This is a genomic window from Cobetia sp. 1CM21F, from assembly GCF_023161745.1.
Classification (GTDB): Bacteria; Pseudomonadota; Gammaproteobacteria; order Pseudomonadales; family Halomonadaceae; genus Cobetia; species Cobetia amphilecti.
The window spans coordinates 128,203-154,252 of record NZ_JALNTQ010000002.1 but is presented as its reverse complement, the minus strand read 5'-3'; the positions used below and the strand labels follow the sequence as shown (position 1 = coordinate 154,252).

At 61.1% G+C, this 26,050-nt stretch carries 23 protein-coding genes and 1 pseudogene; 12 read left to right on the top strand and 12 right to left on the bottom strand.

Annotated features, from left to right (window positions below; genetic code table 11):
• The first annotated feature begins 76 nt into the window (after positions 1-76).
• A complete protein-coding gene (locus tag MSG32_RS06260) occupies positions 77-919 on the top strand; it encodes an alpha/beta hydrolase (RefSeq protein ID WP_225347979.1) in 843 nt (280 codons plus the stop codon).
• A 127-nt stretch (positions 920-1,046) separates the two neighbouring features.
• Here the strand turns inward: MSG32_RS06260 and MSG32_RS06255 are convergent, their stop codons facing one another.
• Positions 1,047-1,745 (bottom strand): GNAT family N-acetyltransferase, encoded by a 699-nt coding sequence (locus MSG32_RS06255; RefSeq protein WP_248378698.1) that lies wholly within the window; start codon positions 1,743-1,745, stop codon positions 1,047-1,049.
• A gap of 458 nt (positions 1,746-2,203) precedes the next feature.
• Here MSG32_RS06255 and MSG32_RS06250 point away from each other — a divergent pair, with 458 nt between their 5' ends.
• From MSG32_RS06250 to MSG32_RS06235, 4 genes are read left to right on the top strand one after another with little or no spacing between them, the layout of a single operon-like run.
• Positions 2,204-3,730, top strand: coding sequence for an ABC transporter substrate-binding protein (locus MSG32_RS06250; RefSeq protein WP_248378697.1), 1,527 nt, complete (start codon positions 2,204-2,206; stop codon positions 3,728-3,730).
• Positions 3,727-4,653 (top strand): ABC transporter permease, encoded by a 927-nt coding sequence (locus MSG32_RS06245; protein ID WP_054556011.1) that lies wholly within the window; start codon positions 3,727-3,729, stop codon positions 4,651-4,653. The genes MSG32_RS06250 and MSG32_RS06245 overlap by 4 nt, the downstream gene beginning before the upstream one ends.
• Entirely contained in the window at positions 4,650-5,567 is a 918-nt protein-coding gene (locus MSG32_RS06240; RefSeq protein WP_248378694.1) for an ABC transporter permease subunit, read from the top strand. Before MSG32_RS06245 ends, MSG32_RS06240 begins: the two co-directional genes overlap by 4 nt.
• Positions 5,564-7,081, top strand: coding sequence for an ATP-binding cassette domain-containing protein (locus MSG32_RS06235; protein ID WP_248378691.1), 1,518 nt, complete (start codon positions 5,564-5,566; stop codon positions 7,079-7,081). Before MSG32_RS06240 ends, MSG32_RS06235 begins: the two co-directional genes overlap by 4 nt.
• Before the next feature lie 216 nt (positions 7,082-7,297).
• Here MSG32_RS06235 and MSG32_RS06230 read toward each other — a convergent pair whose 3' ends face one another.
• Both MSG32_RS06230 and rhtA read right to left on the bottom strand, forming a co-directional pair.
• On the bottom strand, positions 7,298-7,837 hold the full coding sequence (locus MSG32_RS06230; RefSeq protein WP_248378689.1) for a TspO/MBR family protein: 540 nt from the start codon (positions 7,835-7,837) through the stop codon (positions 7,298-7,300).
• Between the two features lie 181 nt (positions 7,838-8,018).
• The gene (gene rhtA, locus MSG32_RS06225; protein ID WP_248378686.1) at positions 8,019-8,912 is read right to left on the bottom strand and encodes a threonine/homoserine exporter RhtA; all 894 of its coding nucleotides are present in this window, start codon (positions 8,910-8,912) and stop codon (positions 8,019-8,021) included.
• A 148-nt stretch (positions 8,913-9,060) separates the two neighbouring features.
• Here rhtA and MSG32_RS06220 point away from each other — a divergent pair, with 148 nt between their 5' ends.
• On the top strand, positions 9,061-9,633 hold the full coding sequence (locus MSG32_RS06220; RefSeq protein WP_192838170.1) for an XRE family transcriptional regulator: 573 nt from the start codon (positions 9,061-9,063) through the stop codon (positions 9,631-9,633).
• A gap of 96 nt (positions 9,634-9,729) precedes the next feature.
• Complete coding sequence (locus MSG32_RS06215) at positions 9,730-10,767, top strand: hypothetical protein (protein WP_248378683.1); 1,038 nt, start codon at positions 9,730-9,732, stop codon at positions 10,765-10,767.
• Positions 10,768-11,086: 319 nt separating this feature from the next.
• Here MSG32_RS06215 and MSG32_RS06210 read toward each other — a convergent pair whose 3' ends face one another.
• The 3 genes from MSG32_RS06210 to MSG32_RS06200 form a co-directional block, all read right to left on the bottom strand.
• Positions 11,087-11,602, bottom strand: coding sequence for a DUF3455 domain-containing protein (locus tag MSG32_RS06210; RefSeq protein WP_248378681.1), 516 nt, complete (start codon positions 11,600-11,602; stop codon positions 11,087-11,089).
• 292 nt (positions 11,603-11,894) lie between these two features.
• The gene (locus MSG32_RS06205) at positions 11,895-12,434 is read right to left on the bottom strand and encodes a redoxin domain-containing protein (protein ID WP_248378679.1); all 540 of its coding nucleotides are present in this window, start codon (positions 12,432-12,434) and stop codon (positions 11,895-11,897) included.
• A 238-nt stretch (positions 12,435-12,672) separates the two neighbouring features.
• Positions 12,673-13,242 carry a manganese efflux pump MntP family protein gene (locus tag MSG32_RS06200; RefSeq protein WP_225347988.1) on the bottom strand — a complete coding sequence of 190 codons (570 nt, stop codon included), beginning with the start codon at positions 13,240-13,242 and terminating at the stop codon, positions 12,673-12,675.
• Positions 13,243-13,626: 384 nt separating this feature from the next.
• On the opposite strand from MSG32_RS06200, the gene yghU reads away from it, so the two are divergent.
• Entirely contained in the window at positions 13,627-14,490 is an 864-nt protein-coding gene (gene yghU, locus MSG32_RS06195; RefSeq protein ID WP_248378677.1) for a glutathione-dependent disulfide-bond oxidoreductase, read from the top strand.
• Positions 14,491-14,650: 160 nt separating this feature from the next.
• On the opposite strand, the gene MSG32_RS06190 is transcribed toward yghU, so the two are convergent.
• Both MSG32_RS06190 and MSG32_RS06185 read right to left on the bottom strand, forming a co-directional pair.
• A complete protein-coding gene (locus MSG32_RS06190; RefSeq protein ID WP_248378674.1) occupies positions 14,651-15,715 on the bottom strand; it encodes an alcohol dehydrogenase family protein in 1,065 nt (354 codons plus the stop codon).
• Entirely contained in the window at positions 15,712-16,233 is a 522-nt protein-coding gene (locus MSG32_RS06185; RefSeq protein WP_248378672.1) for a TetR/AcrR family transcriptional regulator, read from the bottom strand. The genes MSG32_RS06190 and MSG32_RS06185 overlap by 4 nt, the downstream gene beginning before the upstream one ends.
• Positions 16,234-16,617: 384 nt before the next feature.
• On the opposite strand from MSG32_RS06185, the gene MSG32_RS06180 reads away from it, so the two are divergent.
• Together MSG32_RS06180 and MSG32_RS06175 are read left to right on the top strand one after the other, a co-directional pair.
• A complete protein-coding gene (locus MSG32_RS06180) occupies positions 16,618-18,768 on the top strand; it encodes a TonB-dependent siderophore receptor (RefSeq protein ID WP_248378669.1) in 2,151 nt (716 codons plus the stop codon).
• A gap of 417 nt (positions 18,769-19,185) precedes the next feature.
• Positions 19,186-20,079 carry a LysR family transcriptional regulator gene (locus MSG32_RS06175; RefSeq protein WP_248378666.1) on the top strand — a complete coding sequence of 298 codons (894 nt, stop codon included), beginning with the start codon at positions 19,186-19,188 and terminating at the stop codon, positions 20,077-20,079.
• A 124-nt stretch (positions 20,080-20,203) separates the two neighbouring features.
• Here MSG32_RS06175 and MSG32_RS06170 read toward each other — a convergent pair.
• The 4 genes and pseudogenes from MSG32_RS06170 to MSG32_RS06155 form a co-directional block, all read right to left on the bottom strand.
• A pseudogene (locus tag MSG32_RS06170) lies at positions 20,204-21,504 on the bottom strand (ISL3 family transposase).
• 202 nt (positions 21,505-21,706) lie between these two features.
• Entirely contained in the window at positions 21,707-22,618 is a 912-nt protein-coding gene (locus MSG32_RS06165) for a pyridoxal-phosphate dependent enzyme (protein ID WP_282460311.1), read from the bottom strand.
• A gap of 121 nt (positions 22,619-22,739) precedes the next feature.
• A complete protein-coding gene (locus MSG32_RS06160; RefSeq protein ID WP_248378661.1) occupies positions 22,740-23,450 on the bottom strand; it encodes a PAS domain-containing protein in 711 nt (236 codons plus the stop codon).
• A gap of 194 nt (positions 23,451-23,644) precedes the next feature.
• The gene (locus MSG32_RS06155) at positions 23,645-24,079 is read right to left on the bottom strand and encodes a LysE family transporter (protein WP_348983977.1); all 435 of its coding nucleotides are present in this window, start codon (positions 24,077-24,079) and stop codon (positions 23,645-23,647) included.
• 320 nt (positions 24,080-24,399) lie between these two features.
• On the opposite strand from MSG32_RS06155, the gene MSG32_RS06150 reads away from it, so the two are divergent.
• Both MSG32_RS06150 and MSG32_RS06145 read left to right on the top strand, forming a co-directional pair.
• Positions 24,400-24,852, top strand: a complete 453-nt coding sequence (locus MSG32_RS06150) for an Lrp/AsnC family transcriptional regulator (RefSeq protein ID WP_248378656.1) — start codon at positions 24,400-24,402, stop codon at positions 24,850-24,852.
• A 442-nt stretch (positions 24,853-25,294) separates the two neighbouring features.
• Positions 25,295-25,996, top strand: a complete 702-nt coding sequence (locus MSG32_RS06145) for an HD domain-containing phosphohydrolase (protein ID WP_248378653.1) — start codon at positions 25,295-25,297, stop codon at positions 25,994-25,996.
• Positions 25,997-26,050 lie beyond the last annotated feature (54 nt).

The window sequence follows — 26,050 nt, the reverse complement described above, 5'->3', positions numbered from 1 at the left end:
CGTTCACGGCAACACCGCGATATAGCACTGTTTCGCCAGGCCGTGATTGAGTATTCATCAAGCGAAGAGGTCAGCAATGAGCCACGACAACGTGACAATGGAAGCCCTGGAAACCCGTTATGCGATGATCGAAGGTCACCGCATTGCCTACAAGGAAATGGGTGAAGGTCAGCCGCTGTTGTTGATTCACGGCATTCCGACCAACAAGCTGATGTGGCGCGATGTGATGCCGGAATTGGCCAGGCATTATCGTGTCATCGCCCCGGACATGCTCAACTATGGCGAGTCGGACATGCCGGTGGATGCTGACGTTTCCATCAATGCCCAGACACGCATCTTCATCAAGCTGATGGATTCACTGGGTGTGGCGAGTGCGGATGTCGTCTCGCATGATATCGGCGGGGGCATCGGTCAGCTGATGGCCGTCAATCATCCCGAGCGTGTTCGCCGTCAGGTACTGATCGACAGCGTGTGCTTCGATTCCTGGCCGATCCCGGAGTTCAAGCAGCTGCTGGAGCCGGGCGTCGAGGAAGCGACCAGCGTCGAGGAATTCATCAGCACCATGCGCGGCTTCATGCCCAGTGGTGTGCATGATCCGGCCGTCGCGACCGAAGAGATGGTCGAGCGCTATGTGTCCCAGTGGAACAGCGAGCAAGGCAAGGCGGCTTTCTTCCGCAACATGCGTCGTCTCAACAAGGAATACACCCAGGCCATCGCCGGTGAGCTCAAGAATATCGAGATCAAGACTCTGGTGCTGTGGGGCGACAAGGACAACTTCCAGAAGCCGGATTACGCCCCGATGCTGACAGACGCCATTCCGGGTGCCGAGCTGATCTGGGTGAAGGATGCCGGTCACTGGGTGACGGATGAAAAGCCGCAGGATACCGTGCGCTATATCCTGGACTTCCTCGCCCGCTGAGGAGGAGCCCATCAGCCATCAGCGCAGTAAAATCTCACCCCTGATGGTGAATGAGCCCTGAACGACAATGCCCGGTCATAGGACCGGGCATTGTCGTATCTGGCGGAAATCGCGCACGGGAAATCGCCTAATGATGCGCGATATTCCGCGCGGCCGGAGGGGACTGTCGCTTGCGCTTGGCGGTGATCGTCAAGGCGTCTTCCTCGGTAAGGTCGTCGATGATCGTGTCGAGAGGCGCATTGCCCGACAGGGGCAGGGGCGCGTGATCACCCCGCGGGGCGAGCGTCGGCGCTGTCTGGAAGGCGAGGGGTCTTTCCAGTGCCATGATGCTGCCACTGCGCGTCGGGGTGCACTGCTCATTGACCAGGGTGAAACCGTGGCGCTGGTAGAGCGCCAATGCCGGGCTGTCGGAGAAGACTCTCAGGCGCAGCGCGCGCGGGCAGGGCTGAGCGCCCGGGGAGAGCTCGGAGGCTCGGTCTTTCATCAGCGACTGGCCGTACTCCTGCTGCGTTGCCAGCTGGATCAACCAGTTCAGGCAGGCGGAGCCGACACCACGGCCTTGCCAATGTGGCACCAGTTGCAGGTCGCGCAGATACAGGATGTCCGGCAGGGCCTTGAGGCTGATGAAGCCGACCCATTCGCCATTGATGCGTATCGCGTAGTTCTCGTTGTCCCGCCAGCGCTCGCTGAACAACTCCTCGTCCCAGCTCATGCCATGCCGTTTGTAGGTCGCGAGCATGTTGCCGCAGCACAGTCGCCGAGCCGCGGCGCTCAGATAGCTGCTGCAAGCCGAATCGCTGATAGGGGTAATGCTGAGATCATCCATGATCCTGTCGCTTATTGTTGAGGGTAGGGGCACAGATGCGCGGACTGATGACCATTCGTCCAGAATAGCGGACCAGTCGGTTAGCGCATACTAATGTAGTTTGCCATCTATCATCGGATGTTGGGTTGCCGCTGACAAGTGAATGCCTGTCCAGTACTTGTCCCGCATCTCTCAAGTGTCTCTCAAGCACCTCTCAAGCACCTCACAAGTGCCTCTCAAGTGCCTGTCCAGCTTTGCCCAGTCGTAGAAGGTGAGTCGAGAGTTGCCAAAACGTAATAGTTACACTATAACATTGCGTTTTTTGTTCGTCGGCGCCGGTTGCGCGTCGGCATCCATGCTCTTGCTCGGGACTCGCGATATCGATGGTCAAATTGCTCTCAAGGCTTCGGTGGCAATACCGAACCTTCCTTCACGATCGCAGGCAGCTGGCCGTCGCCAGCGTCGCGCTGAGCCTGGCCATGGTGCAGCCCAGCCATGCGCAAGATGCCTCAGCGGCGCAAGCGTCGGCGGCTGACACACGACGTCTGGAGATCGTGGCACCCTTCGACATCAAGGGGGCGGACCCGCTGCTCAGCGGCATTCTTTTCCAGCGCATGCAGATCGTCGAGACACTGGTCGAGGTGGATGCCACGGGAGAGCTGCAGCCGGGATTGGCGACCGATTGGGAGGTCTCGGATGACGGTCTGGAGTGGCGCTTCACGCTCCGCTCCGGCGTGCAGTTCCATGATGGCAGCCAGCTGGATGCCGAGGTGGCGCGTCAGGTGCTCGAGATCGCACGTGCCAAGCCGGGCCTTCTGAAGTCGGTGCCGGTCGAGCGGATCGTCGCCGAAGATGCCCAGACGCTGGTGATTGCCCTCAGCGAGCCCTTCGCCGCATTGCCCGCCTATCTGGCCGATTATCGCCAGCAGATACTCGCGCCGGCAGCCTTCGATGAGACGGGCACCGCCCAGCAGGTCATCGGCACCGGCCCCTATCGCATGCTGCGCATGACGCCGCCCTTGAGCCTGGAAGTCACCGCCTTCGAGGACTACTGGGGCCCGCAGCCCGAGGTGCGCCAGGCGCGCTATCAGGCGGTGAGCCGCGCCGAGGGCAGGGCATTGATCGCCGAGAGCGGAGATGCCGACTTCACCTACGGGCTGGACCCCGCCAGTCGCCAGCGTCTCTCCCAGTCACCGCGTGTGACTCTGGCGGCGGCCGCGACGCCGCGTACGATGCTGTTGAAGGTCAACGCCAATCATCCGGCCTTCCAGGACCCCGCTGTACGGCGTGCATTGAGTCTGGCGATCGATCGCACCGCCATCGCTCAGGTCGTGCTGCGCTATCCGCGTGGCGCCAGCCAGCTGTTCCCGCCGATGGTGGAAGGCTGGCATGACCCCGCACTGCCCGAGCTGCATCAGGATGTCGCCAAGGCGCGTGCATTGCTGGACGCCGCAGGTTGGAAGGTCGCGGAGGATGGCATCCGCCACAAGGATGGCCAGCGTCTCGCGATCAGCCTGATCACCTTCTCGGACCGACCGGAGCTGCCGCTGGTCGCCACGGTGCTGGAGCGCCAGTTCCACGCCATCGGCATCCAGGCGCGTCTGGATATCACCAACTTCTCGGCGATTCCGGCCGGCCACCACGACGGCAGTCTCGACATGGCGCTGTTCGCGCGCAATCTGGCCATGGTGCCGGACCCCATCGGCAACGTGCTGAGCGATTACGCGGGAACCCCCGAGTCCCCTGGTGGCGACTGGGGCGCGATGGGCTGGTTCGATGCGGACTTCACCGCCGAGCTTGAGCGCATGGCACGCGAGGGCTACGGGCCCACGCCCGCAGGGCAGGACCCGCGCGCCCGGGCCAGCGGCGTGATCCAGCGGGCGCTGCCCGTGATCCCCATCGCCTGGTACTACCAGAACCTGGCGATCTCCAATCGACTGCAAAGCGCTCAGGTAGATCCCTGGGAGCGTAGTTTCGGCCTTTCAGAATTGCGGTGGGCACAATGAATCTCCCTTCACGTCTGTTGCAGCTATTGATGGTGGTGCTGATGGTCGGCGGCGCCAGCTATCTGATGATGCAGAGTCTGCCCGGCGATGCCGCCTGGCGTATCGCGGCCGGCCGCTATGGCTATGATGCGCTGGATGCGGCCGCTGCGGCCTCGGTACGCGCCGAACTGGGCCTCGAGGCACAGGGCGGCTTGCACTTCCTTTACTGGCTGGGCGATATCCTGCGCCTCGAGCTTGGCACCTCGCTGATTTCCGGTGAATCGGTGTGGGTGGAGATTCGCCATCAGCTGGGCAACTCCCTGTCGCTCGCCGGTGCGGCGCTGGGCATCTCGCTGCTGATCGGCCCGCCGCTGGGGCTGCTGGCCGGTCTGCGTGCTGGTGGCTGGCTGGACCGTAGCCTGCTGGCCGTCTGCAGTCTGCTGCGCGCCACGCCGCAGTTCCTGCTGGCGCTGGTGCTGATCCTGCTGATCTCGGTGGAGATGGGGCTGCTGCCGGCCGCCGGCCACGGTGAGCCGCAGCACTTCATTCTGCCGGCGATGACGCTGGCGCTCGGGCTGGCAGCGGTATCGGCACGCCTGGCACGTGATGCCATGGCCGCCGTCACCCAGACGGCCTTTCATGATTTCGCGCGCTGGAAGGGCCTCAGCAACGCCCAGACCTTCTGGCGTCACGGCCTGCGCCATGTGGCCTTGCCGCTGGTGACCTATCTGGGACTGCAGTTCGTGACCCTGGTGGAAGGGGTGGTGGTGATCGAGAGCATCTTCGGCTGGCCGGGCATCGGCCATGCGCTGGTGCACGCCATCTTCTCGCGCGATGTGCCGATGGTGCAGGGCACCGCTTTGGTGCTGGGCGTCGGCTTTGTCTTGATCAATCTGCTGGTCGATCTGCTGGGTCGCCAACTGGACCCACGGGGTGTGAAATGAATCAGGTGGTGGAAGGGCTTGCGCCGCAGCGCGTGGAAGCCGCGCGTCGTCCACGTCTTGACTGGCCGTTGCGCCGGGTTATCGGGGCCGCGCTGGTCGCGAGCCTCGTGCTGCTGGCCTTGCTGGGCAATCTGGTGATACCGGGAGATCCGCTGGAGCAGCATCTCTATCGTGCACTGCAGGGCGCGGATGCCGTCGGTGTCTCTGACGCCGGCGAGGTGATCACCAGCGCCCCGCTGGGCTATGACCACCTTGGGCGCTCCCTGTACCACCGCCTGGTGGCGGCGCTTGGGCTGTCGCTTTCCATCGCCGCGGGGGCGGTGATTCTGGCCGCGTTTTCGGGCATCTCGCTGGGCCTGCTGGCCGCAGGACGCGGTGGCTGGGCCGAGCGCCTGTTGAGCCTGGTGGCAGACAGCCTGCTGGCATTGCCGGGGCTGCTGCTGGTGCTGATGGTCAGCGTCATTCTGCCGTCGACGCCGCTGGCATTGTGGTTGGGTCTGTCGCTGGTGCTGTGGGTGGAATTCTTCCGCCTGGCTCGCGCCACCGGTCGCAGCGTGCTGGCGAGTCCCGGCGTCGAGGCCAGCCGTCTGTTGGGCTTCGGGGCCTGGTACCGGTTTCGTCATCACCTGTGGCCGGAAATGGCGCCCGTGATGATGACGGCGATGGCCTTCGGCATGGCCAACGCCCTGATGGCGATTGCCGCGCTGGGCTTCGTGCACGTCGGCATTCCGGAGCCCACGCCAGAGCTGGGCACCATGATGGTCGAGCTGTTGCCGTACTGGCGTGAAGCGCCATTCGCGCTGCTGACGCCGGTGCTGGTCACCTTCATGCTGTTGCTGGGGCTGCTGCTGATGTCCGGCAGCAAGGCCAGAACGTCAACCGCCGCTGACACTCTCGAAGGAGCGCGCCCATGAATGTCGCGACAATGACCACGCCTGACTCTTACACGCGGCATGGGGCAACGGCGGATGATGTGGTGCTGAGTGCCGAGGATGTGAGCGTGCGGGTCCAGGGCGCGCAGACGGCGCTGTTGGAGCCTGTCTCGCTTGCGCTCAAGGCGGGCGAGCCGCTGGTGGTGATCGGTGAGACGGGGTCCGGCAAGAGTCTGCTGGCTCAGGCACTGCTGGGCACGCTGCCCCGGGAGCTTGTGGCCTCCGGCAGCCTGTGGCTCGACGACGAGCAATATCCTCTGCACACGCCAGAGAATCGTCGCCCGCTCTGGGGTCGCCGCCTGGCGGTATTGCCCCAGGAGCCCTGGCTGGCGCTGGACCCGCTGATGAAGGTGATTCGTCAGGTCGGTGAGGCATATCGACTGGTCGCGGGGCGTTCGGCGCAGGCCTCCCACGCGGCCGCGCGCAGTGATCTGGAGCAGCTGGGTGTCGCCGCGGCCAGCGAGCAGTTGCCGGGCAAGCTGTCCGGTGGCATGGCGCAACGTGTGGCCTTTGCGGCTGCCCGTGCCGGCGGCGCACCGCTGTTGATCGCCGACGAGCCGACCAAGGGTCTGGATGCCGCCCGCGTCAGCGAGATCGGCGAGCTGCTGCTCAAGTCATTGGCCGAGGCACCGCGTGCCGGCTTGATGGTCATCACCCATGACATGGCGCTGGCACACCAGATCGGGGGCCGTCTGATGGTGGTACGCAGGGGGCAGGTGATCGAGCAGGGCGCCACGCGTGACGTGCTGGCCGCGCCGACACATGCCTATACCCAACGCCTGGTGAATGCCGCGCCGCAGGCCTGGCCGGAGACCACCTTCAAGCCGGCAGCCGACAGTGCAAGTGGTGATGGCAAGGCGGCAGGCGAGACCATCATCCACGCCGAGAATCTGACCATCGCGCGCGGGGACACCACACTGCTGCGTGACGTGGAACTCAGCGTGAAGGGCGGTGAGATCATCGGCGTCCAGGGCGCTTCAGGCTGTGGCAAGTCATCGCTGGGCGATGCGCTGCTCGGCCTGTTGGCACCGCATTCAGGACGCGTGGTCCAGCATGCCGAACGCCTGGAGTATCAGAAGCTCTACCAGGACCCCGTGGCGACCTTCCCGCCACGCCGGACACTGGGGCGGCTGTTGAAGGATCTCAGCGCACGCCATCGTCTCGACGACAGCCAGCTGCCGCAGCTGATGGAACAACTGAGCCTGGCGCCGGAATTGCTCTCGCGTCTGCCGGGACAGGTCTCGGGTGGCGAGCTGCAGCGTTTCGCGCTGTTGCGTCTGATGTTGATCAAGCCGCGCTTCGTGTTCGCCGATGAGCCGACCTCACGCCTCGACCCGCTGGTCCAGCAGGAGGTGATCGCCTGCATGGTGAAGATGGTGCGCGAGCAGGGCACGGCGCTGGTGCTGGTCAGTCATGATGCGGCACTGCTGCGCAAGGTCGCGGATCGCGTGCTGGTAGTAGAGGAAGGTCGCTTGAAGGCGCGTCAGGCGATCTGATCGCTCACCAGGCCCGCACGGCGGCACCTGAGGACCGCAAGGCATCATCGCAACAGCAAGAATCGCAACAGCAAGATGACGCTTGATACGACAACGCCCGGCCGAGACTCATGCGAGTGTCGGCCGGGCGTTGTCGTTTGGTATCTGCGGGGGATGTTCTGGCGTCGGGGGCCGAGTGCTGGCCGCTCTTCTGTCGTCAGGTCGATCGCTGACGGTTCAGCCGCCCAGCAGGGCCGGATTGGCTTGCCAGACGGACCAGGTCAGCGCACTGGCCAGCGTTACCCACGCCAGATAGGGCAGCATCAACAGCCCGGCCAGGCGACTGATACGCCAGAAGGCGATCAGGGTGACGGCGATCAGCGTCCACAGCACCAGCACGTCGATGAACGCCGCCTGACCGAGATGCCAGGCGAAGAACAGCCAGCTCCACAGGCCGTTGACGACCAGCTGCACCACGAACAGCCCGAGCGCCAGACGATGGCGCCAACGGAAGCCATTGCTGGCATGCAAGCCATCGCGCGCGACACGCCAGGCGGCGAGCGCCATCATCACGAACAGCGCCGTCCACACCGGCCCGAAGGCACCCGCCGGCGGGGCCCAGGCCGGCTGGGTGAGGCTTGCATAGAAGGTCTTGGCGTCAACCGAGGCCAGCGCGCCGATGGCGGCAGTGAGGAAGCTCAACCCGAACCACACCACCATCTGGGCGGTGGAGCGCGCAGCGGAGGGTGGGGAAGACGCGGAACGTGGCGATGTCATCTGGCGGTCTCCTGTCTCGAAAAGCGTGATAGAGGAAAACACGATATCCCACGCTGCGTCCTGATTCACCGTCCCGTTCTTCCTGAAAGGGGCACCTGAACGGTTCAGCTGAGAGGTACGTCTGCACGGTTCAGCTGAACGGAACATCTGAACGGCTCAGCTGCAGACGGCAGCGCCATCCTCAATCCGGCACTGGTCCATCGAAGACTTCCTTGCTGCGACCGGTCAGCGTCGTGCCCACCGAGGCGGCGATGACCAGGCCGATGGCGAGCCATTGGAAGATGCCCAGCGTCTGACCGAGGAACAACAGGCCGGAGAGCGCCCCGATGGCGGGTTCCAGACTCATCAGGGTGCCGAAGGTGTGGGTCGGCAGGCGCGGCAAGGCCACCATCTCGAGGGTGTAGGGTAGCGCGGTCGAGAGTATTGCGACGGCCAGTGCCAGCGGCAGGATATCGAGGGAGAACATGGCGCTGCCGGCCTCCATCAGGCCGACGGGCGCAACGACCAGCGCCGCGATCGTGATGCCCAGCGCCGCGCTCTGGGTGCCATTGCCTGCGCCGGCCTTCTGGCCGAACAGGATATACAGCGCCCAGCAGAGGCCAGCGCCGAGGGCGAAGGCGGCACCGACGGGGTCGATCGGCGCGGCGGTGTCCTCACCCAGCAACAGCAGCAGTACCAGTCCGGTGATCGCCAGTGCCACCCAGCCAAGGTCGATCCAGCGGCGCGAACTCAGCAGCGCCACGGCCAGCGGGCCGGTGAATTCCAGTGCCACGGCGATGCCCAGCGGTACCGTCTTGAGGGCCTGGTAGAACAGCAGGTTCATCACGCCCAGTGCCACGCCGTAGATGGTGATGGACTTCCAGGCCTTGCGCGTCACCGGCTTGCGCCACGGGCGCAGTATGGCCAGCAGCAGAATCGAGGCGATGATCAGACGAATCGCCGTCGCGCCCGCCGCGCCGATCATCGGGAACAGGGAAGTGGCCAGCGAAGCACCGCTCTGGATCGAGCACATGGCGACCAGCAGCATGGCGACGGGCCACAGACGAGAAGAGGAGGCGGCGACGGCAACGGACATGGGGGGTCTCCTTGAGCGATCCAGTGGATGACGGGCATGGTCAGTCAAGAACACATGCGGCATGATTCAGGGACATTGAGGTAGCAAGGGAAGGGAGCTTGAGGCCAGTGGGATGCCGGCTTCCCTCATCGTCAGCGGGATTGTACGGATGCGCACTATATTGCACAACAGTAAAGATCGACCCGATGTTCTGGTCCATGTCGCGGCCAATGTTCGCCGTCTGCGTCTGGCCGCCGAGCTGAGCCAGCAGGCACTCGCGGATCAGGCCGAGATCAGCCGCCGCATGCTGGTGAACATCGAGAAGGGCGACGTCAATGTCAGCCTCGGCACGCTCGACAAGCTCGCCGAGGCGCTTGGGGTGCTCTTCTACGCGCTGGTGCAGCCCCCGGAAAGCGAAGATTCGGCACGCATCAATGAGGTGGCGTGGGTCGGGCAGGCGCCCGAAAGCCGCGCCGTGCTGCTGGCCAGCAAACCGGCGACCCAGGAAGTCGAGTTATGGGACTGGACCCTCGCCCCCGGCGAGCACTATGACTCCGCGCCCGATGATGCCGGCTGGCACGAGATGCTGGTGGTCACGCAAGGCGAGCTGACCCTCACGCTGGAACACGAGGAAATCGTCATTCACGCCGGGGATTTCCATGTCTATCCCAGTGATCAGGCCTACCGCTACCACAACACGGGCACCGGGATGCTGCGCTTCATTCGCAATGTGCTGCACTGATGATGATTGTGGTTCAAGGTCTTCAAGTGGTTAGTACGAACTCAATCCCGCATGGCCTGTCCCATTGTCATGACGTTTCATTTCAAGGAGCCATGCATGGCGAAGGTACGTATCACGCAACAGGGCACGATCCATTGTTTTCCGGCCGGCTTGAAGGATGAGGATGGCAAGCTGGTGAACGCGGAGATTTCCGCCGTGGCCTATAACGGCGAGCGTCTGTTGATGGCGAGTGACAAGCCGATTCCGGGCGAGGGGCGCTCGGCGGTCTTCTCCTTGCCACTGGATTCGCAAGGGCCCGATGACAGTCAGCTTGAGTATCTGACCACGCCGCTTATCCGTCAGGCGGTCAAATATGAAGACTTCGCGTTGACCACCGATGGCCGTCACATGTTGGCGACTACCGGGTTTGATCGCATCGACAGCGAGAGCCATGCCCTGAATGCCTACAACCACCTGTTGATCTGGCCGCTGGGCGAGCCGGACAAGGTACAGGTGGTCGACCCGGACCCGCGTGACGGGGTCGAGGGCTCACTGGAATTTCGTCAGAAGCTGGAAACGGCCATTGGCCAGCCGTACTACAAGATCGAAGGCCTGGCGGTCGTGCCGAGTGACAAGGGCGATGGGCTGATCCTGTTCGGGGTGCGCGAACAAGGCAACTCGCATGATGACTTCGCGTACGTGCGTCGCGTCATCGGGGCGCGCTATGCCATGACCGACAGCGACAATATCGAGTTCATCGAGGACCTTCACGACGTCTATGCCTTTGATCCAGCCGAGTATGAGGGCGTGAATCACGAGTGTGGTCTTTCGAGCCTGGAATATGATCCCTATCACGCACGTCTCTATCTGGTGACCAGCTTCGAGACCGAGCAGGGCAGTGAAGAGGTGATCGGGGGCTATCTGTGGGTGCTGTCGCTGGCCGACTTCCACGCAGGCAAACCCCCGACGCTGGTGACGCATGAGGATGGTCGCGTGCTGGAGTTCGAGCACAAGGCGGAAGGGCTTGCGGTACTGGATCGCGAACGGCTCTTCGTGGTCTATGACAATGATCGCAATCATGAGCTGGGTAGCGTGGATGAACGCGATGAGCGCCACTCCTGTGAAGCGCCCTATACGATGCTGGCGCTGGTCTGACGGCAGCTCGCTGGATCAGAGATCGGTTCACAGGCCGGGGGAATGATCTCACGGCTTTGGCACCGAAATGGGAGGCTTGACCGTCTTCGTGATGGCTTCCCTGATCACCTCTTTTAGCGTCGCTGTTATCGCCTGCATGATCACCGGATTTTGCTTGTTCAATTTCATGCTGAGTCGTCATTTCTCCGCCGGGATTGATGACGACAAAGCCCCGACATGCCTATGCATGTCGGGGCTTTTCATGATCGCACCTTCCCTGTGTCAATGCGCTTTGTCACACGACATCGAGTGGTGAATCCATTCTATTCAAGGCTTGAGATTACATGGCCTTGTAGAACAGATAATCGGCCTGGTACATCACGATTTCGATCTTGTCCTTGTGGGCTTCATCACAGGCCATGACAGGTGCGGCACCGCCCTGGGTATTGAGGCGCTGAACATAGGTGACGCCCTGCATATGCCCTTCACCTTCGGCCGGGTTGGCTTCGACAAGCTGCAGCGGAATATTGCCCTTGCCGTTGGGCTCAACCGCCAGCTGTGTGCCGGTGATCTTGGAGCCATCCATGGATTCCCAGGTGGCGGGCGGGCCATAGTATTTGCCGACCTGCTTGCCATCGGCATCATTCAGCGCGGCATCCGGACCCTTGAAGACCCAGCCCATGGTGCCATCGTCCTTGGCTTCGCAGGCCCATTTGATCTTGCCGACACCGACGGTTTCCATGGCGACTTCATTGCCTTTTGGCACCGTGACGCTCTCGGGAACCTCCATGGCTTGAGCCAGCGGGCTCAATGCGAGGGCAGCGAAAATACCAGAGATACAGGCGATTGTTTTCATCTTGACGACTCCGTAGACAGATAAGGTTCAGCTAGCGGTTGCAGGTGTGTCGTTGTCTCCCTTGCACTGTTCATAACGCTGGCCTTTCCCGTCTGGATGTCACGGGGTCACATTTTTTTCGTGGGTTATTCATGGCCTGTTTTCAGCGCTTATCAGCGGCGTCATGAAAAGAGACCAAAAGCGCAAAGCGGGCGAGGTGAAGGCCAGGTGGCAAGCAACAGACCCAGATATACAGACGCCCCGCAGCACGAGGCTGCGGGGCGTCTGTGTGACGGCGTGAACCCTGAAGGATTCAGTCGTAATCGCGGGTGCCGCGAATCGGGTAGTCGTTATCCGGCTTGCGGATGAACTCGATGCCACCGACGAGAGTATCCAGATCAGGGCGCACGAAGGGCGCGTTGGCGATCTCCTGAATCTGGATCTTGCCTTCGCCATTGACGATGAAGAAGGCAGGCTCCGGGAAGTCGTGATCGGTTTCCTTTTCGCTGCGCGGCGTCGAGATGAACAGTCCCAGCGATTGCATCTGTTCGAGGGTCAGCCCATACGCGAGCGGGAAGTTGACCTCCAGCGACTCGCGATGCTGCGTGAGCTGCTGCTCATCATCGGCAGACACGGCGACCAGATCGACGCCCTGGGCGCTGAAGCGCTCGCGATAGCTCTCCAGCTTGTTGAGAAACTTGGTGCAGATCGGGCAATGCTTGCCGCGATAGACCACGACCAGCTGCCAGTCATGCTCGCCCTGGGGCTTGCCGAGGGTCAGTGCCTCACCGTCGCTGCGTTTGACCTGGATGGCCGGGAATTCACTGCCTGGATGAAGCTTGCGTGTATACATGCAATCTGGCTCCCTTTGGAAGATCACGGCATTGGCTTTCATGTCATCGCTGATCAGGCGGCGGATATCACGTGCCTGGATATCAAGCGGCTTGAATGATCAGCGACAGAATACGCCATGTGTCCCCCTTGAATGACGCCATTGTCAGGGTTTTCAAGGGGGCCCTTGGCGCAACGCGAGGGTGCGTTCATCGCCAGGGGCCGCCACGGGGCCGTTCGGGGCGCTTTTCAGCAGAGGATCAACCCAGGTAGCCGGTGTGATCCAGCAGGATGGTCGTGCCGATGCCGATCAGCACCAGGCCACCGATGATTTCCGCGCGCTTGCCGACCATCTTGCCCAGCACACCGCCCAGCATCACGCCGGCGGTGGCCATCACGAAAGTGGCGGTACCGATCGCCAGCGCAGTGGTGACGATGTTCACGCCCGCAAAGGCAAGCCCGGCACCCACGGCCATGGCATCGATACTGGTGGAAAGGCCGGTCAGCATCAGACGGGGCAACGACTGAGGTGTGGTGCAGTCCTCGTCTTCCTCGTCCTTGGAGAGCCCCTCATGAATCATGTGCAGACCGAGCAGCAGCAGCAGGGCGAAGGCGATCCAGTGGTCCCACTGTTCGACATGGACGGCCAGTGAGCGACCGATCAGCCAGCCGATCACGGGCGTGATGGCTTCGATGACCCCGAAGATGAGGCCGATGCGCAGGGCGTCTTTCAGAGAGGGGCGACGTATGGCGGCTCCCTTGCACAGGGCGGCAGCAAAGGCGTCGCAGGACATGGAGAAGGCAAGCAGAAATGTCGGTAGCAGAGGCATGAGTCAGGATGTTCCAGGCCGGTTGCGAGTCAATAACAGAAAGACACCACCGGCCGGAAGCGTCTGACTGTCATTGGTCTCGCCGAACCTCGTCCTGACTGATCACGGGCATGATCGGATAGGTGGGTCCTCGGTGCCACGGCAATGCCTGCCGACCATGTTGACATCCGAGACTCTCGTTGGGTGACGAGAGCGGGCTACTCCCCAAAAACTGGTGGCATACTAGCAACAAAATCTTGTCATTTCATCCCCTTGTGTCACGAGCGCCTTACCGCCATAACATGTCTACCGAGTCAGAGCGGCGCCACGCCGACGTGTCTGACGTCACCGAAGTCTTGAAGTTTCAGTCTTGAAGCTTCAACAGGATGCCAAGGAGTCAAGGGTATGAGCGACAGTTATCAGCCGCCCAAGGTCTGGACATGGGAAAGCGAGAGTGGCGGCAAGTTCGCCAGTACCAATCGGCCGATCGCGGGCCCGACGCATGACAAGGAGCTGCCGGTCGGCGGGCATCCCTTCCAGCTCTACTCCATGGCGACACCCAACGGCGTGAAGGTCACCATCATGTTCGAGGAGCTGCTGGCGCTCGGGCATAGCGGCGCCGAATACGATGCCTGGCCGATCCGTATCGGCGAGGGCGATCAGTTCGGCAGTGATTTCGTAGCGATCAATCCCAATTCCAAGATCCCAGCGCTGATGGACAGAAGCGGCGAGACGCCGATTCGCGTGTTCGAATCCGGCTCCATCCTGCTGCATCTGGCCGAGAAGTTTGGCGCCCTGATCCCCAAGGACCTCGCCAAGCGTGTCGAAGTCATGAACTGGCTGTTCTGGCAGATGGGCTCTGCGCCGTACCTGGGCGGTGGTTTTGGCCACTTCTATGCCTACGCCCCGGAGAAGCTCGAGTACCCGATCAATCGCTTCGCGATGGAGACCAAGCGTCAACTGGACGTGCTGGATCGTCAGCTGGCCGACAACGCCTACATCGCCGGTGACGAATACAGCATCGCGGATATCGCCATCTACGCCTGGTATGGCGCACTTGTCGAAGGCAAGCTCTATGACGCTGCCGAGTTCCTCTCCGTGCAGGACTACACGCACGTGCAGCGCTGGGCCAGGTCGATTGCCGAACGCCCGGCGGTCAAGCGGGGTCGCATGGTCAATCGTTTCTGGGGAGAGCCGCAGGAGCAGTTGATCGAGCGCCACTCGGCGAGCGACTTCGAGACCAACACCGAAGACAAGCGTAGCGACTGATTATCGCGACGCGAGTGTATGGCTGTCTTGTTGTCAGGCAGTGACCGTCGAGCAATGATCATCGCGCAATGACTGCCGAGCAATGAGCGTTCAGTCACAACAAGGGCTACCCATCGGGTAGCCCTTTTGCATTCTGGCCAGTCGCGCGGGCAGGGCGCTTTCAGTCCTGACGGACCTTGAGCACGACCTTGCCCACGTGACCTTTCTGCTGGAAGACCTCCTGAGCGGTGGCTATCTCGGCCAGCGCGAAGGTGTCAGCGACCAGCGGCTTGATGTTGCCTTGCTCGATATGGCGCACGAGATTGGGGAAGACCTCCGGTTCCAGCACCGTGCAGCCGAAGAAGCTCAAGTCCTTCAAGTACAGCGTGCGCAGGTCGAGTTCCACCATCTCGCCACCGATGGCGCCCGCGACGGCGTAGCGCCCCTTGTAGCCCAGGATATCCAGCAGTTGCGGCCATTGCGGGCCGCCCACCAGATCGATGACCACCTCGACACTCTGGCCGTTGAGCGCCTCATCGAGTGGCTGATCGCGCAGCACGATGTCATCGGCTCCGAGATCGCGCAGGGCATCGGCCTTGGCCGCGCTGGTCACGGCAATCACATGGGCACCACGGGCCTTGGCGAGCTGGACGGCCGCGGAGCCGACCCCGCCGGAGGCGCCGGTGATCAACACGCGCTCGCCCTTGGCAAGCCGTGCGCGGGTCAGCATGTTCTCGGCGGTGGAGTAGGAGCAGGGGAAGGAGGCGAGTTCCACATCGCTGAGTGAGCTCTCGACGCGCAGGGCATGGCGCGCCGCTACCCGGGTGTATTCGGCAAAGCCGCCATCGCATTCGGCGCCGATATACCAGGCGGACTCCAGCGTCTGGCCGTCGTGCTCCCTCAGGCAGGGCTCGATCAGCACACGCTCGCCGAGGCGCGCCTGGCTGACGTCTGAGCCGACCGCGACGATCTCGCCGCAGATATCGGCCCCCTGGATGCGCGGGAAGTGGATCGGCTGCCCGGACCAGCTGGCATCTTCCGCGTCACCTTCTCCCTTGGAATACCAGGCCAGCCGCGTGTTGAGGTCGGTATTGTTGACGCCAGCCGCGCCGACCCGCACCAGCACGTCACGCGGGCCGGGTGTCGGGCGAGGAATGTCGTTACGCACTTCCAGCACTTCCGGGCCGCCATGCCCGGTCAGATAGACGCCGTGCATGCTGTCTTTGCTTGTGGCAAGTGAGCTCATCGGTGGGGTGCTCCCAACAGGGTCAGTGTGGTGGAAAGTGCGGCCTCGATGGCCTTCTCGCCCAGCACCAGCCAGGCGGAGGAGGCGCCTTCATGGATCAGGAACAGCTCGGTGGCGAGGTCCTCGCGGCGGCTGCGTTGGCCGAGCCACTCGAGAATCTCGTGCTTGTGGCGATCGACCGCTTCGCGCACCTGCGGGTTGTCGGGAAAGGCCGCCAGGGCATTGACCGACATGCAGCCATTGGGCGCCTCGAACGCCATCCAGTGGCCCAGCCGCTGGTAGAGGTGGCTGAGCGCCGCAGGGCCATCCTCGGGCACTCCCTCTTCGAGGAAGGCCATGTAGCGCTCGTGGCGATGCTGAAGCGCACCGATCACCATGCTCTCCTTGGAGGGGAAGTGGCGATAGAGGGTGCGCAGACTCACGTCTGACGCTGCCTTGAGCTCGGCAACACTCGGTTCTGCGAAGCCGCGCTGGCTGAAGAGCGTCTCCAGGCGGGCGGCGATATCGTGCTGGATCATGTCGGTGCCATGGTCGAATCAACGAGGGAGAGTGTTCGTTCTACCTATGCAGGGTAGAGCGTCCATTCTCCCTGTGTCAATGCAGCGTTTCCCAAGCCTTGTGTCATTGCGCCCATGTCCTGACGTCGCGCATTGCGCGTGTGACGCTTCGATGTCAGTACAATTACGCAAATAGAGGTTTGCTGAGCGTTAAATAAGGCAAAGCTCAGGTCATTCCGCGGAAAAATCACGCACTTTTCGTTGCGGTAGCATTTGATAAAGATTAGCATTCGCGACTCATTTACTGGCGCGGGGGGCGTCAGTCATGGCCACTTTCTGCTCATCGAGCGGATGAAAGGTGTGGTTCAGCAGGACGCTGTCGCATCGCGTACAAAGGGTTTTCAGGTGCCAAATCATTCTCGGGATAGCGCTGCAAGCACGAACAAGGGACATTTCTCCTGCCTGATCTTCAGCCTGATGGCATTGCCGGGCACTTCGCTGGCGGCAGAGGGTGCCACCTCAAGCGAGTCGCCAGTCGCGAATTCGGTGATCGTGGTGACCGGAGAGCGTGAAGGCGAAGTGGCGCCGGGCAGCTACCGCGCCGAGGCCTCGAGCCTGGCCAACAAGCAATCGGTGGACTTCCTCGAGCAGGCGCGCACCATCAATGTCGTGACCCAGCAGGTCATGCATGATTTCAATCTGGATGATCTGGAAGAGGCGCTGCAGCCGGTCGCGGGTATCCAGCTGGGCAACACCCTGGGGGGCACCGAAGACGGCTTCGTCAAGCGGGGCTTCGGCAGCAACAGCGATGGTTCGATGCTGATCGACGGCATCCGTCAGCCGCGCCGTACCTACACCACGGCGACCGTGGACCGCGTCGAGGTGCTCAAGGGGCCGTCATCGCTCTTTCAGGGCCAGCAGAACCCCGGCGGCGTGATCAACATGGTCACCAAGCGTCCGCAGTACGAGACGCATACCGAGATCAGTGGCGAGGTCAGCTCCTTCGGCGGTGGCAATACCACCCTGGACACCACCGGCCCCATCGAGGATACCGGCCTGGCCTATCGCTTCATCCTCTCGCATGAAGATGAAGACTCCTGGCGCGAGTACGGCAATGACCGTCGCACCACCATCGCCCCGTCACTGCGTTGGGAAGGCGAGCACAGCAGTGCCCAGATCAGCTACGAGTACCAGGACTACGAGCTGGATATCGACCGTGGCACCGTCTTCTACAACGGCAGCGCCGCCAACGTCACGCGTGGCACGCGTTTCGATGAGTCCTGGAACCGCGTCTATGGCCATGACGAGTCCGTCAATGCCTGGTGGAAGCAGGAAGTCACCGACAACTGGGACATGAAGCTGACCTACGGCTGGACGCGTCGTCAGTACAGCGATGCACGCGCCAATGTCACCGACGTCAGCGACAGCGGCGATGTGACCGTGCGCGCCGAGGAGAACCAGGGCTATGATCGCAGCGAGCACTACACGGCGCTGGACGCCATGGGCGATGTCGAGATTGCCGGCCAGCGTCACCAGCTTGTCATCGGGGCGGACTACGAGACCACTCGCGACTATCTGGATGAGCGCTATTTCGGCGATTCCGTCACGGTCTCCACCGTCACTGACGTGAACCACGGCCAGCTGGCCCAGGTGACCTCCGACGACATCAACACCTCGCGCAGCAATCGTCTCGACGAGACCCAGGCCATCGGGGTCTATGTCAGCGACCGCTGGTATCTGACCGACAAGTGGATTCTGGGCCTTGGCGGGCGCTACACCTGGTTTGATCAGCAGAGCGGGCAGGGCGAGGACTTCGTGTCTGACCCTGATTACAGCGACGACCTGTTCCTGCCCTCCGCGAATCTGCTCTATCGCATCGACGATGCGAGCTCCGCCTACATCAGCTACAGCGAATCCTTCGTGCCGAACGGCAGCGACAGTGACAGCGGCGAGAGCCTCGACCCCGAGCTCGGCAAGGGTTACGAGATCGGCTACAAGCGTCAGTGGAATCCGCGTCTGGCGACCTCCGTGGCGCTCTACCAGATCCGCAAGGAAAACGTCGCAGTCACTGACAATGGTGTGACTCGCACCATCGGTGAAGCCGGCTCGCAAGGCCTGGAATTCAGCCTCGATGGGGCCCTGACGGACCGCACTTCCTTGCTGTTCAGCTACGCCTACACCGATACCGAAGTGCTGGAGGATACCGAAGGCACCGAGGGCAATCGTCTGCCGAATGCGGCGCTCAACGCGGCCAGTCTCTATCTGGCACATGATCTGGCGATCGATCCGTCCTACGGCGAGTGGCGTGTCGGCGGTGGCGTGCGCTATGTCGGCGAGCGTGAAGGCGATGACGACAACAGCTTCTCGATGGACGCCTACACCGTCGCAGATGCCTTCGTCGGCTGGCGTCACGACTTCTTCGGCCCGGACACCGAATTCAAGCTGAATGCGAAGAACCTGTTCGATACTGGCTACTACTACGGCAGCGGCGGCGATACCCGCGTGCTGGTGGGTGACCCGATGGAAATCACCCTGTCAGCCAGCGTCGGCTGGTAATGCGGCCGCCTCTGGCAGGCTGACTCGCCAGGGGCGGCTAGATGCCAGGATAGTCACGACATATAGACAGTCACGACATATAGACAGTCACGGCATCCAGACAGGCAAGACGGACGATATAAGCCAGTTTCGGAAGTCGGGTGATCTGGTAATAGACTGGTGATCTAGAAATAAAAAAGGGGCGCTCATCAGCGCCCCTTTTTCATGTGTTGTTTACCGCTCACGATCCCCACGCGCCATCTGTCGTCTTGAAGACCTTGTGACAGAAGACGTCGATGCGGCTGGTAGACTGCTGGCATGATGCTCCGTGACTGACTGTCTTCGATTGCGTGTCTTCGGTCGAGTATCTTCGATTGAGTGTCTTGGCGTGCCTGCCTCTGTGTTCCCTTTCGACATTCCACCTGCCTGGAGAGCCCCATGCTCGAGTCGCTTCCTCTGGCCGATATTCGTGCCTTCGTCATGACGGCGGATCATGGCAGCTTCACCCGCGCCGCCGAGCAGTTGGGCGTGTCGCGGTCGCAGGTCTCCAAACAGGTGACTGCGCTTGAACAGGCACTGGGCGTGTCGCTGATGCAGCGTTCGACACGCTCGTTGCGACTCACCGAGAGCGGTCATCTGCTGCATGCCCAGTGTCGTAGTGCGTTGGGCGACATCACCCAGATCGTGACGCTGGTACGTGAGGAGCGCAACGCCATGCGCGGGAGGCTGCGCATCAACAGCGTCGGCGGGCCGATCGGCGAGCGGCTGCTGGCACCCGCCGTGCACGCCTTCATGCAGACCTGGCCGCAAGTGCAGGTGGAGCTGGATTTCAGCAGTCATCGCGTGAACCTGATTCGTGATGATTTCGATATCGCCCTGCGCATGGGCGCCCTCGAGGATGCCGATTTCATCGCACGTCCGTTGATGACATTGCCCTACGTGGTGGTGGCCAGCCCCGACTATCTCGCTCGCCATGGCGCGCCAGACACGCCCGGCGAGCTGGTGGATCACCGCTGCCTGGTCGGCTCGGTCTCGCGCTGGTCCTTCACCGCACGCGGGGCAGAGTCTCGCGAGTTGCAAGTGGATGTCGGGGCTCAGCTTGAGTGCCGCAACGGGCATGTACTGGTCAGTGGTGCCATCGCCGGCAATGGCATCATTCGCGTGCCCAGGCTCTACTGTGAATCAGCCATCGCGCGAGGAGAGCTGCAGGAGTTGCTGAGTGACTGGCAGCCGGCGGATGTGCCGTTGTCATTGATCTATCATCGTGAGCGCCATCGCCCGCTGCGCACGGTGCGCTTGATCGAGCATCTGCTGGAATGGTTCGCGAGATGATATGCGCGCGTCTCTGAGCGCGGTATGCGTCATGCTGCAATACGAATAAGGTAAAGATTTGATGAAGGAAACATTGGGTATCCGGATTAGCTGGTTGAAGGAGCCTCCAAGCCCCTCCGAACCCTTAATCCTCCCAGAAGGTTGATAGATCGACGCCGAAGTTCTTCTCGGGCTCGGGGAGACCCCTTCCGTAGGTCATGGTGGCCTTGCCCAGGAACGGGGACTCCTTGATCTGCGGTGCCTTCTTCTTGTGCTTGGTGGTGTAGAGCATCCGGGCCCGCATAACCTCGAATGAGTAGCCCCGGCCATCGCGGTTCTTGTCCTTGGCCAGCCGGTTGATCGACTCCGTGAAGGCGTTAGTGATCGGGATGTCAGTCTCGAAGTAGGTCAGCATCTCCTCACGCCAGCCACTGACGGCGCTGACGAGATCCTTCCAGACCTCCTTCTGCCCCCGAGGGATGTCGTCAATCCAGGCAGCCAGCGCCTCATCGGCATCACGCCGGTTAGCGCAGTCCCAGATGTGGAAGAAACGCTCCTTGTACTCATAGGCCGCCAGAAGCTGGGGAAGGCTCCTGTCCAGGTCTCCATGATGAGTCGTTCTCGGTCTGAGACGTCATAAGCGCGCTTCAACAGGATCTTCCGGTCCCCCTTGAGGGTTCGCCGCTGGTTGGCCGTCAGCCTCTTCCTGAGGCCTTTGCGGACCTTCTCCAGAGCTTCATTGGCCATACGCATGACATGGAACTTGTCGACCACGATGCAGGCCTGTGGCAACACCGCCCGAACGGCGTGGCGGTAGGGCTTCCACATGTCCATGCTGACTATCTCCACCTGGTGGCGGTCGGTCATGTTCATGAGGCGTCTTGTCACCGCGTCCTGTTGGCGACCGGGCAGCAGGTCCAGCAGGGTGCGCTCCTCTAGGTTGGTCAGGATGCAGCGGTAGCGACGGTTCAGATACAGCTCGTCGATACCCAAGCAGCGGGGCGTCTCGAAGCGATGCCAGCGACCCAAGAACTCGGCCTTCTTCCTGAAGATCTCGCGGACGGTCTTCTCGTCGAGCCCAGTGGTATCGGCCACGTAAGCATAGGGATGATTGAATGCCTCTTTCTCGACATGGGTGTACAGACGCTGAGTCATGCGACGATCATCGACCATATCGGGGAGGTCAGGCCGAAACGTCTTGCCACAAGCGCGGCACGTATACCGACGACGCACCACCCAGAGGGTGACCCGCTTGCCATGGATGGGAAGGTCTCGGTAGGCGACATCGCGCTTACCGAAGCGGACGAGCTCGCCTTCAACGCCGCATTCCTTGCAATCTTTAGGCTCTGGAGCTTCGACTTGGAAGTGATAATCATGCTCTTCCACCTTAGTGTCCAGAATATGGTATTCCGGCAGGTGCAGAATGTTGTCGGGGAGGCTAGTCACGCAACTCCTTTTCATTTCCTATCTTGCCCAAGGCGAGCCTCGTTGTACTGATTGATTTTCAAACAGCTACAGGGTGTGTACGAAATGACGTGTCTCACAACGGAAGTAAAACGGCACGGGTGGAGAGACTTTCGCCTAGGAGGAATCCTTGGTGTGGTGCGCTCTACCAGCGCCTAATTAGGGTTGGTTACAACTGGATTAATCAGCCGCTGAAGCGAGTCAGGGATTCAACGGTTGCCGTGGAGCCCCCGCACACAATGACCAACACGTTACCGAGGTCACTGATAGGGACCTTCTTGCCATAGAGCAGTGCCAAAGAGGCGCCGCAGGCAGGCTCAACGAGCATGCGATGATCATTGAGGAAGGCTAGGCAGGAATCGACGGCTTCATGGTCGGTGACTTGGACCGGCACGACCGGCCGTTCCTGTGCCAGTTCAAACGCGCGCTGGCATACTTGGCGGGCCCCAAGGGAAGTCGCCACGCCGGAAATCTCTGTTAACTCAGTCAGCTGGCCCGCCTTGATCGAGGCATTGAACGAAGCCATACCTTCGGTTTCAGCCGCATAGATAGGTACGTCGTCCAGGCCGTTGCGCCGCATACCTTCAACCACACCGGCTAGCAGACCACCACCACCCACAGAGAGAATCACCCCATCCGGGCACACTCCCTCGGCTACCACTTCGTCGATCATCGAAGCATGGCCATGCCAGAGAAGAGGGTCGTCGAACGGATGCAGGAATGCGTCACGAGGTGTCTGCATCGAAAGTGCGAGCTCGTTAGCTTCGAACCAGGACTTGCCGTGGACAAAGACTTGCGCTCCTTCCAACTCCAGCAGGAGCCTGGCCCTTTCAGAGGTTGTTTCCGGGACAACCACCACTACCGGCACGCCGAGTCTGCGACCGGCATAGGCCACTGCCAGCCCCGCGTTTCCGCCCGAAGACGAGATGAAACGCTGGGCGCCACAGGCATAATGCTGCTCACAGGCATGGCCGATTCCCCGGATTTTGAAGGAACCGGAGGGCTGCATGGCTTCCATTTTCATCCATACCTTCGTGCCATTGAGTTGACTCAAAGGGAGGGATTCTAGAAGAGGGGTTCTGATGCTCAAGGACATGCTTGGTGTCAACTCCGTAAATCAGGGGGATTCGTCAGGCCAGTGTCTCTGCTTCAAGCTCGGTAAGAGCAAGGTTCAGCCGGCGGACCTTCGTGCCGTGCGTCGGGCAGCGTTTCGGCTTTCAACTGTCTGCGTTTTTCAGCTCGTCCAAATAGTTGTAGATGGTGTAGCGGGTCACACCGAGGGCGCCCGCCGCTTTTTCCACACCACCCTTGATGAGAAAAATCCCTTTCTCCTGCATCTGCTGCACTGCAAGAAGGTTAGCCTTCTTGGTTTCCGCCCGGCTATTGCCTGGGTTGAGCGCAGTAGCCGTATTGATGATGTCGCGCATCAGGTCTTCGATGTTGTCGCGTGCTGGCTCGGTCGCAGAAACGCTTAGGCGCTGTGGTTCATCCCGTTTTGGCACCGATGCGCCGACCAACCCCTGCAGGACACTGATGGCGCTTTTGATCCCGGCGTTATCCACGTTGATGCAGAGAGCCGCAAAGGCTTTACCCTTTCTGTCATGGTAGAAGGCAGTGCTGCTACGCAGCGGGTTACCGTCACGAGAGAACGTTGGGTAGTCCAGCATATATGAGACCAGTTCCTGGCTCTCTTCTAGCGCGTTGATGAAAGCTTTGTCAGTCCTTGTCCCTGCGAGAACGGAGTCGCCCTGCTTCCTCCCTGTCACGTGGGCGTTCACGATCTCGGCGATCGAGTACTTAGGACTTCTCAGATCGTGTAAGACTATTTCTGCGTTGTCGGCTAGCACACTGCCGACGGCGCGTACGGTCCCTGCGAGGAGCTGAAGCACTCGCTCTTCGTACAGCGAATCGTCATCAAATGACGTCATAGGCCAACCAACCTTTCCGTTTACAACATTTGTTTAAACGGTACCACGCCTCTTGCATGTTATCAACAATTTGTTGATATAAGGAGGCAAGAGAATGCTCCCTAGCACCTTAGGTAAACAAATTGTTGAGCAAGCCATTGGCTCAGGTGCGGCTATGGCTAATTACTCAGCATGGTTAGCTCAGAAAGAAAACACTACCGGGGGAGAAACTGATCAGCGAGTAGTAGCATAGCGATGGCCACCATAGCCGCGCCCGAGGCGCGACTGACGAGCGCGGCAGCGACCGGCCAAGTCTTGAGAACGGCCTGCGAGCAGTGCCCAACCAGCAGGTAGACGATGCCGCTGCTGATGATGTGGACCAGCCCCAGTGCCACAATCTGCAGGGGCACCGGCCATAAAGCAGATGGATCGACGAATTGCGGTAGCAGCGCCAGGAAGAGCAGGGTGACCTTTGGATTCAGGCCACTGACGCAGGCGCCCTTGAAGGCCCAGCGTGCCCAAGAAGTGGATTGCTGCGCCATGCCGGCCTGCGGAACGGCTGGCCGAGTAAAGGTTCTGATACCCAGCCACATGAGATAGCTTGCACCCGCCACCGTCAGCGCCATTAGGGCAATAGGCTGACTGGCAATAAGCCCCCCCCACGCCTGCCGCTACCAGAATCGTCGCGATCAGGTGCCCGATCAGCAGCCCCCCCACGGCGGGCACGACGACACGTCCCACAGAGCCCGCTGAGATCGCATAGGCCCAGTCCATGCCTGGGGTGATCACAAAAAGAAGCGATACCGCCCAGAAGGCGGCGAAAGCGCTGATGCTCATGGAGGGGCCTCACAGAGTCCGATGGTTACGTGGGTAAGCAACCTTGAAATTCAGCGCAAGAATAATGGAGTATTGCTAGAATGTGCTCTTAAATATCACCCAATCTTGACCATCCTTGAGGAAATTATTCCGCGTGAATCCTGTTGGCAGAAAGATTCTTGCTGAGTTGCAGCGTGACGGGCGCCAGTCCCTCACCGATCTGGCCGAGCGGGTAGGCCTCAGCCTCTCCCCATGCCACCGCCGGGTGCGTGCCCTAGAGCAGTCCGGCGTGATACTCGGCTATCGAGCAGAGCTCAATGCCAATACTCTGGGCCTGGAATTTTCCGCCATGGTATTCGTGACTCTTCGCGAGGGCGATAGGAATGCCGTCAGTGCATTCGAAAGCGCTCTGGAAACGATCCCTCAAATCGTCGAAGCGCAACGGCTCTTCGGTGATCCAGACTATCTTCTGCAGGTCATCACCCGGGATCTGATGGCATTCCAGCGGCTCTACGACGAGCAGCTCTCCGCACTACCCAACGTCCAGCGCCTGACGTCTACGTTGGTCATGAGAAACGTGATTCAAAGCCGGGCGCTTCCTTTGTGATGGAGTGTGGGTCTCCCCACCTTGTCAGAGCGACAGGATTACATATCTAATCAATCAAATAATCCGGTTGGTAAGCGGTTAGGCTCACTCCTTTGATTTGAAGGTATCAACCACTTAATCCGGATACCCAAAACATTGAGGCACGTCATTATTATCGCCTAATATTCACCAAGTACCTTTTATCACGTGCTTTCTATCAAGTGCTGTCTATCAAGTCCTTTTTAGCAAGCCCTTTTTAGCAAGTGCAGGGTCTTGGAAGAGCTGGTCTTCAAAACGGATATGAAGGCCCGAGCTTGCGAGACGGATGTAAAACACAAATCTAAAAAACGAACGACAAATAGGCGTTCGTCATTCTGGGCTGATGCGACCCTATCTTGCGCATCGATCATGAGCCCCCTGATGACTCACGACCCTTGATAGGCAGATTGAACAGGGAGCCCCCATGAAAAATGCCCTGTGCGCGACGCGATTCGCGCCCGCCGGTGATGCCTGCTTGCCGGATTACCTCTTCAAGCCGCCCCCCGGGGCGAAGACGCTCGAACCCGGGGTCCTGGCCCTGGCGCGCCTCCTTCATCGTCATCATGGCGATACCCTGGCGCATTCCTGGCGGGTGGCGGGGCTGACGGTATTTCTCTACGCAAGGCTGTTGCCGTCCGATCAGCGCAAGGTGCCACTGCATGACCTGCATAGCGCAGCCTTGCTGCATGATATCGGCAAGGTCGGTATCTCGACGGAGCTTTTGAATGCCCCGCGTGCGCTCAGTGATGAGGAGCGCGTCACGATGCGCGATCATGCCAGTCACGGCGGGCGTCTGCTGTTTACGCTGCGCGGCCCCCTGAGAGCGTTGGCCAGCCTGGTGGCGATCACCCACCACGAGGGCTGGAATGGCCAAGGGTATCCTGCCGGATCCGCCGGGGGTGCCTTGCCACTGCATTGTCAGGTGGCCGCGATGATGGATGTCTTCGATGCTCTGGCCTCGCCGCGCGCCTACAAGCCGGGCTGGTCGTTGAAGCGTCTGGTCGGATTGTTCAGCGAGGAATCCGGCAAGCAGTTTGATCCTCGCCTGATTGCCCGCATGGCGCCGCTGTGGACATCGCTGCATGCCGAACATCGCCGTTTGTATGAGCAGACAAGCCGAGGGTGAGGCGGCGATGTCCGTACATGAAAGGCAAAGCCCCCTGTCGAGAGTGTCGGCAGG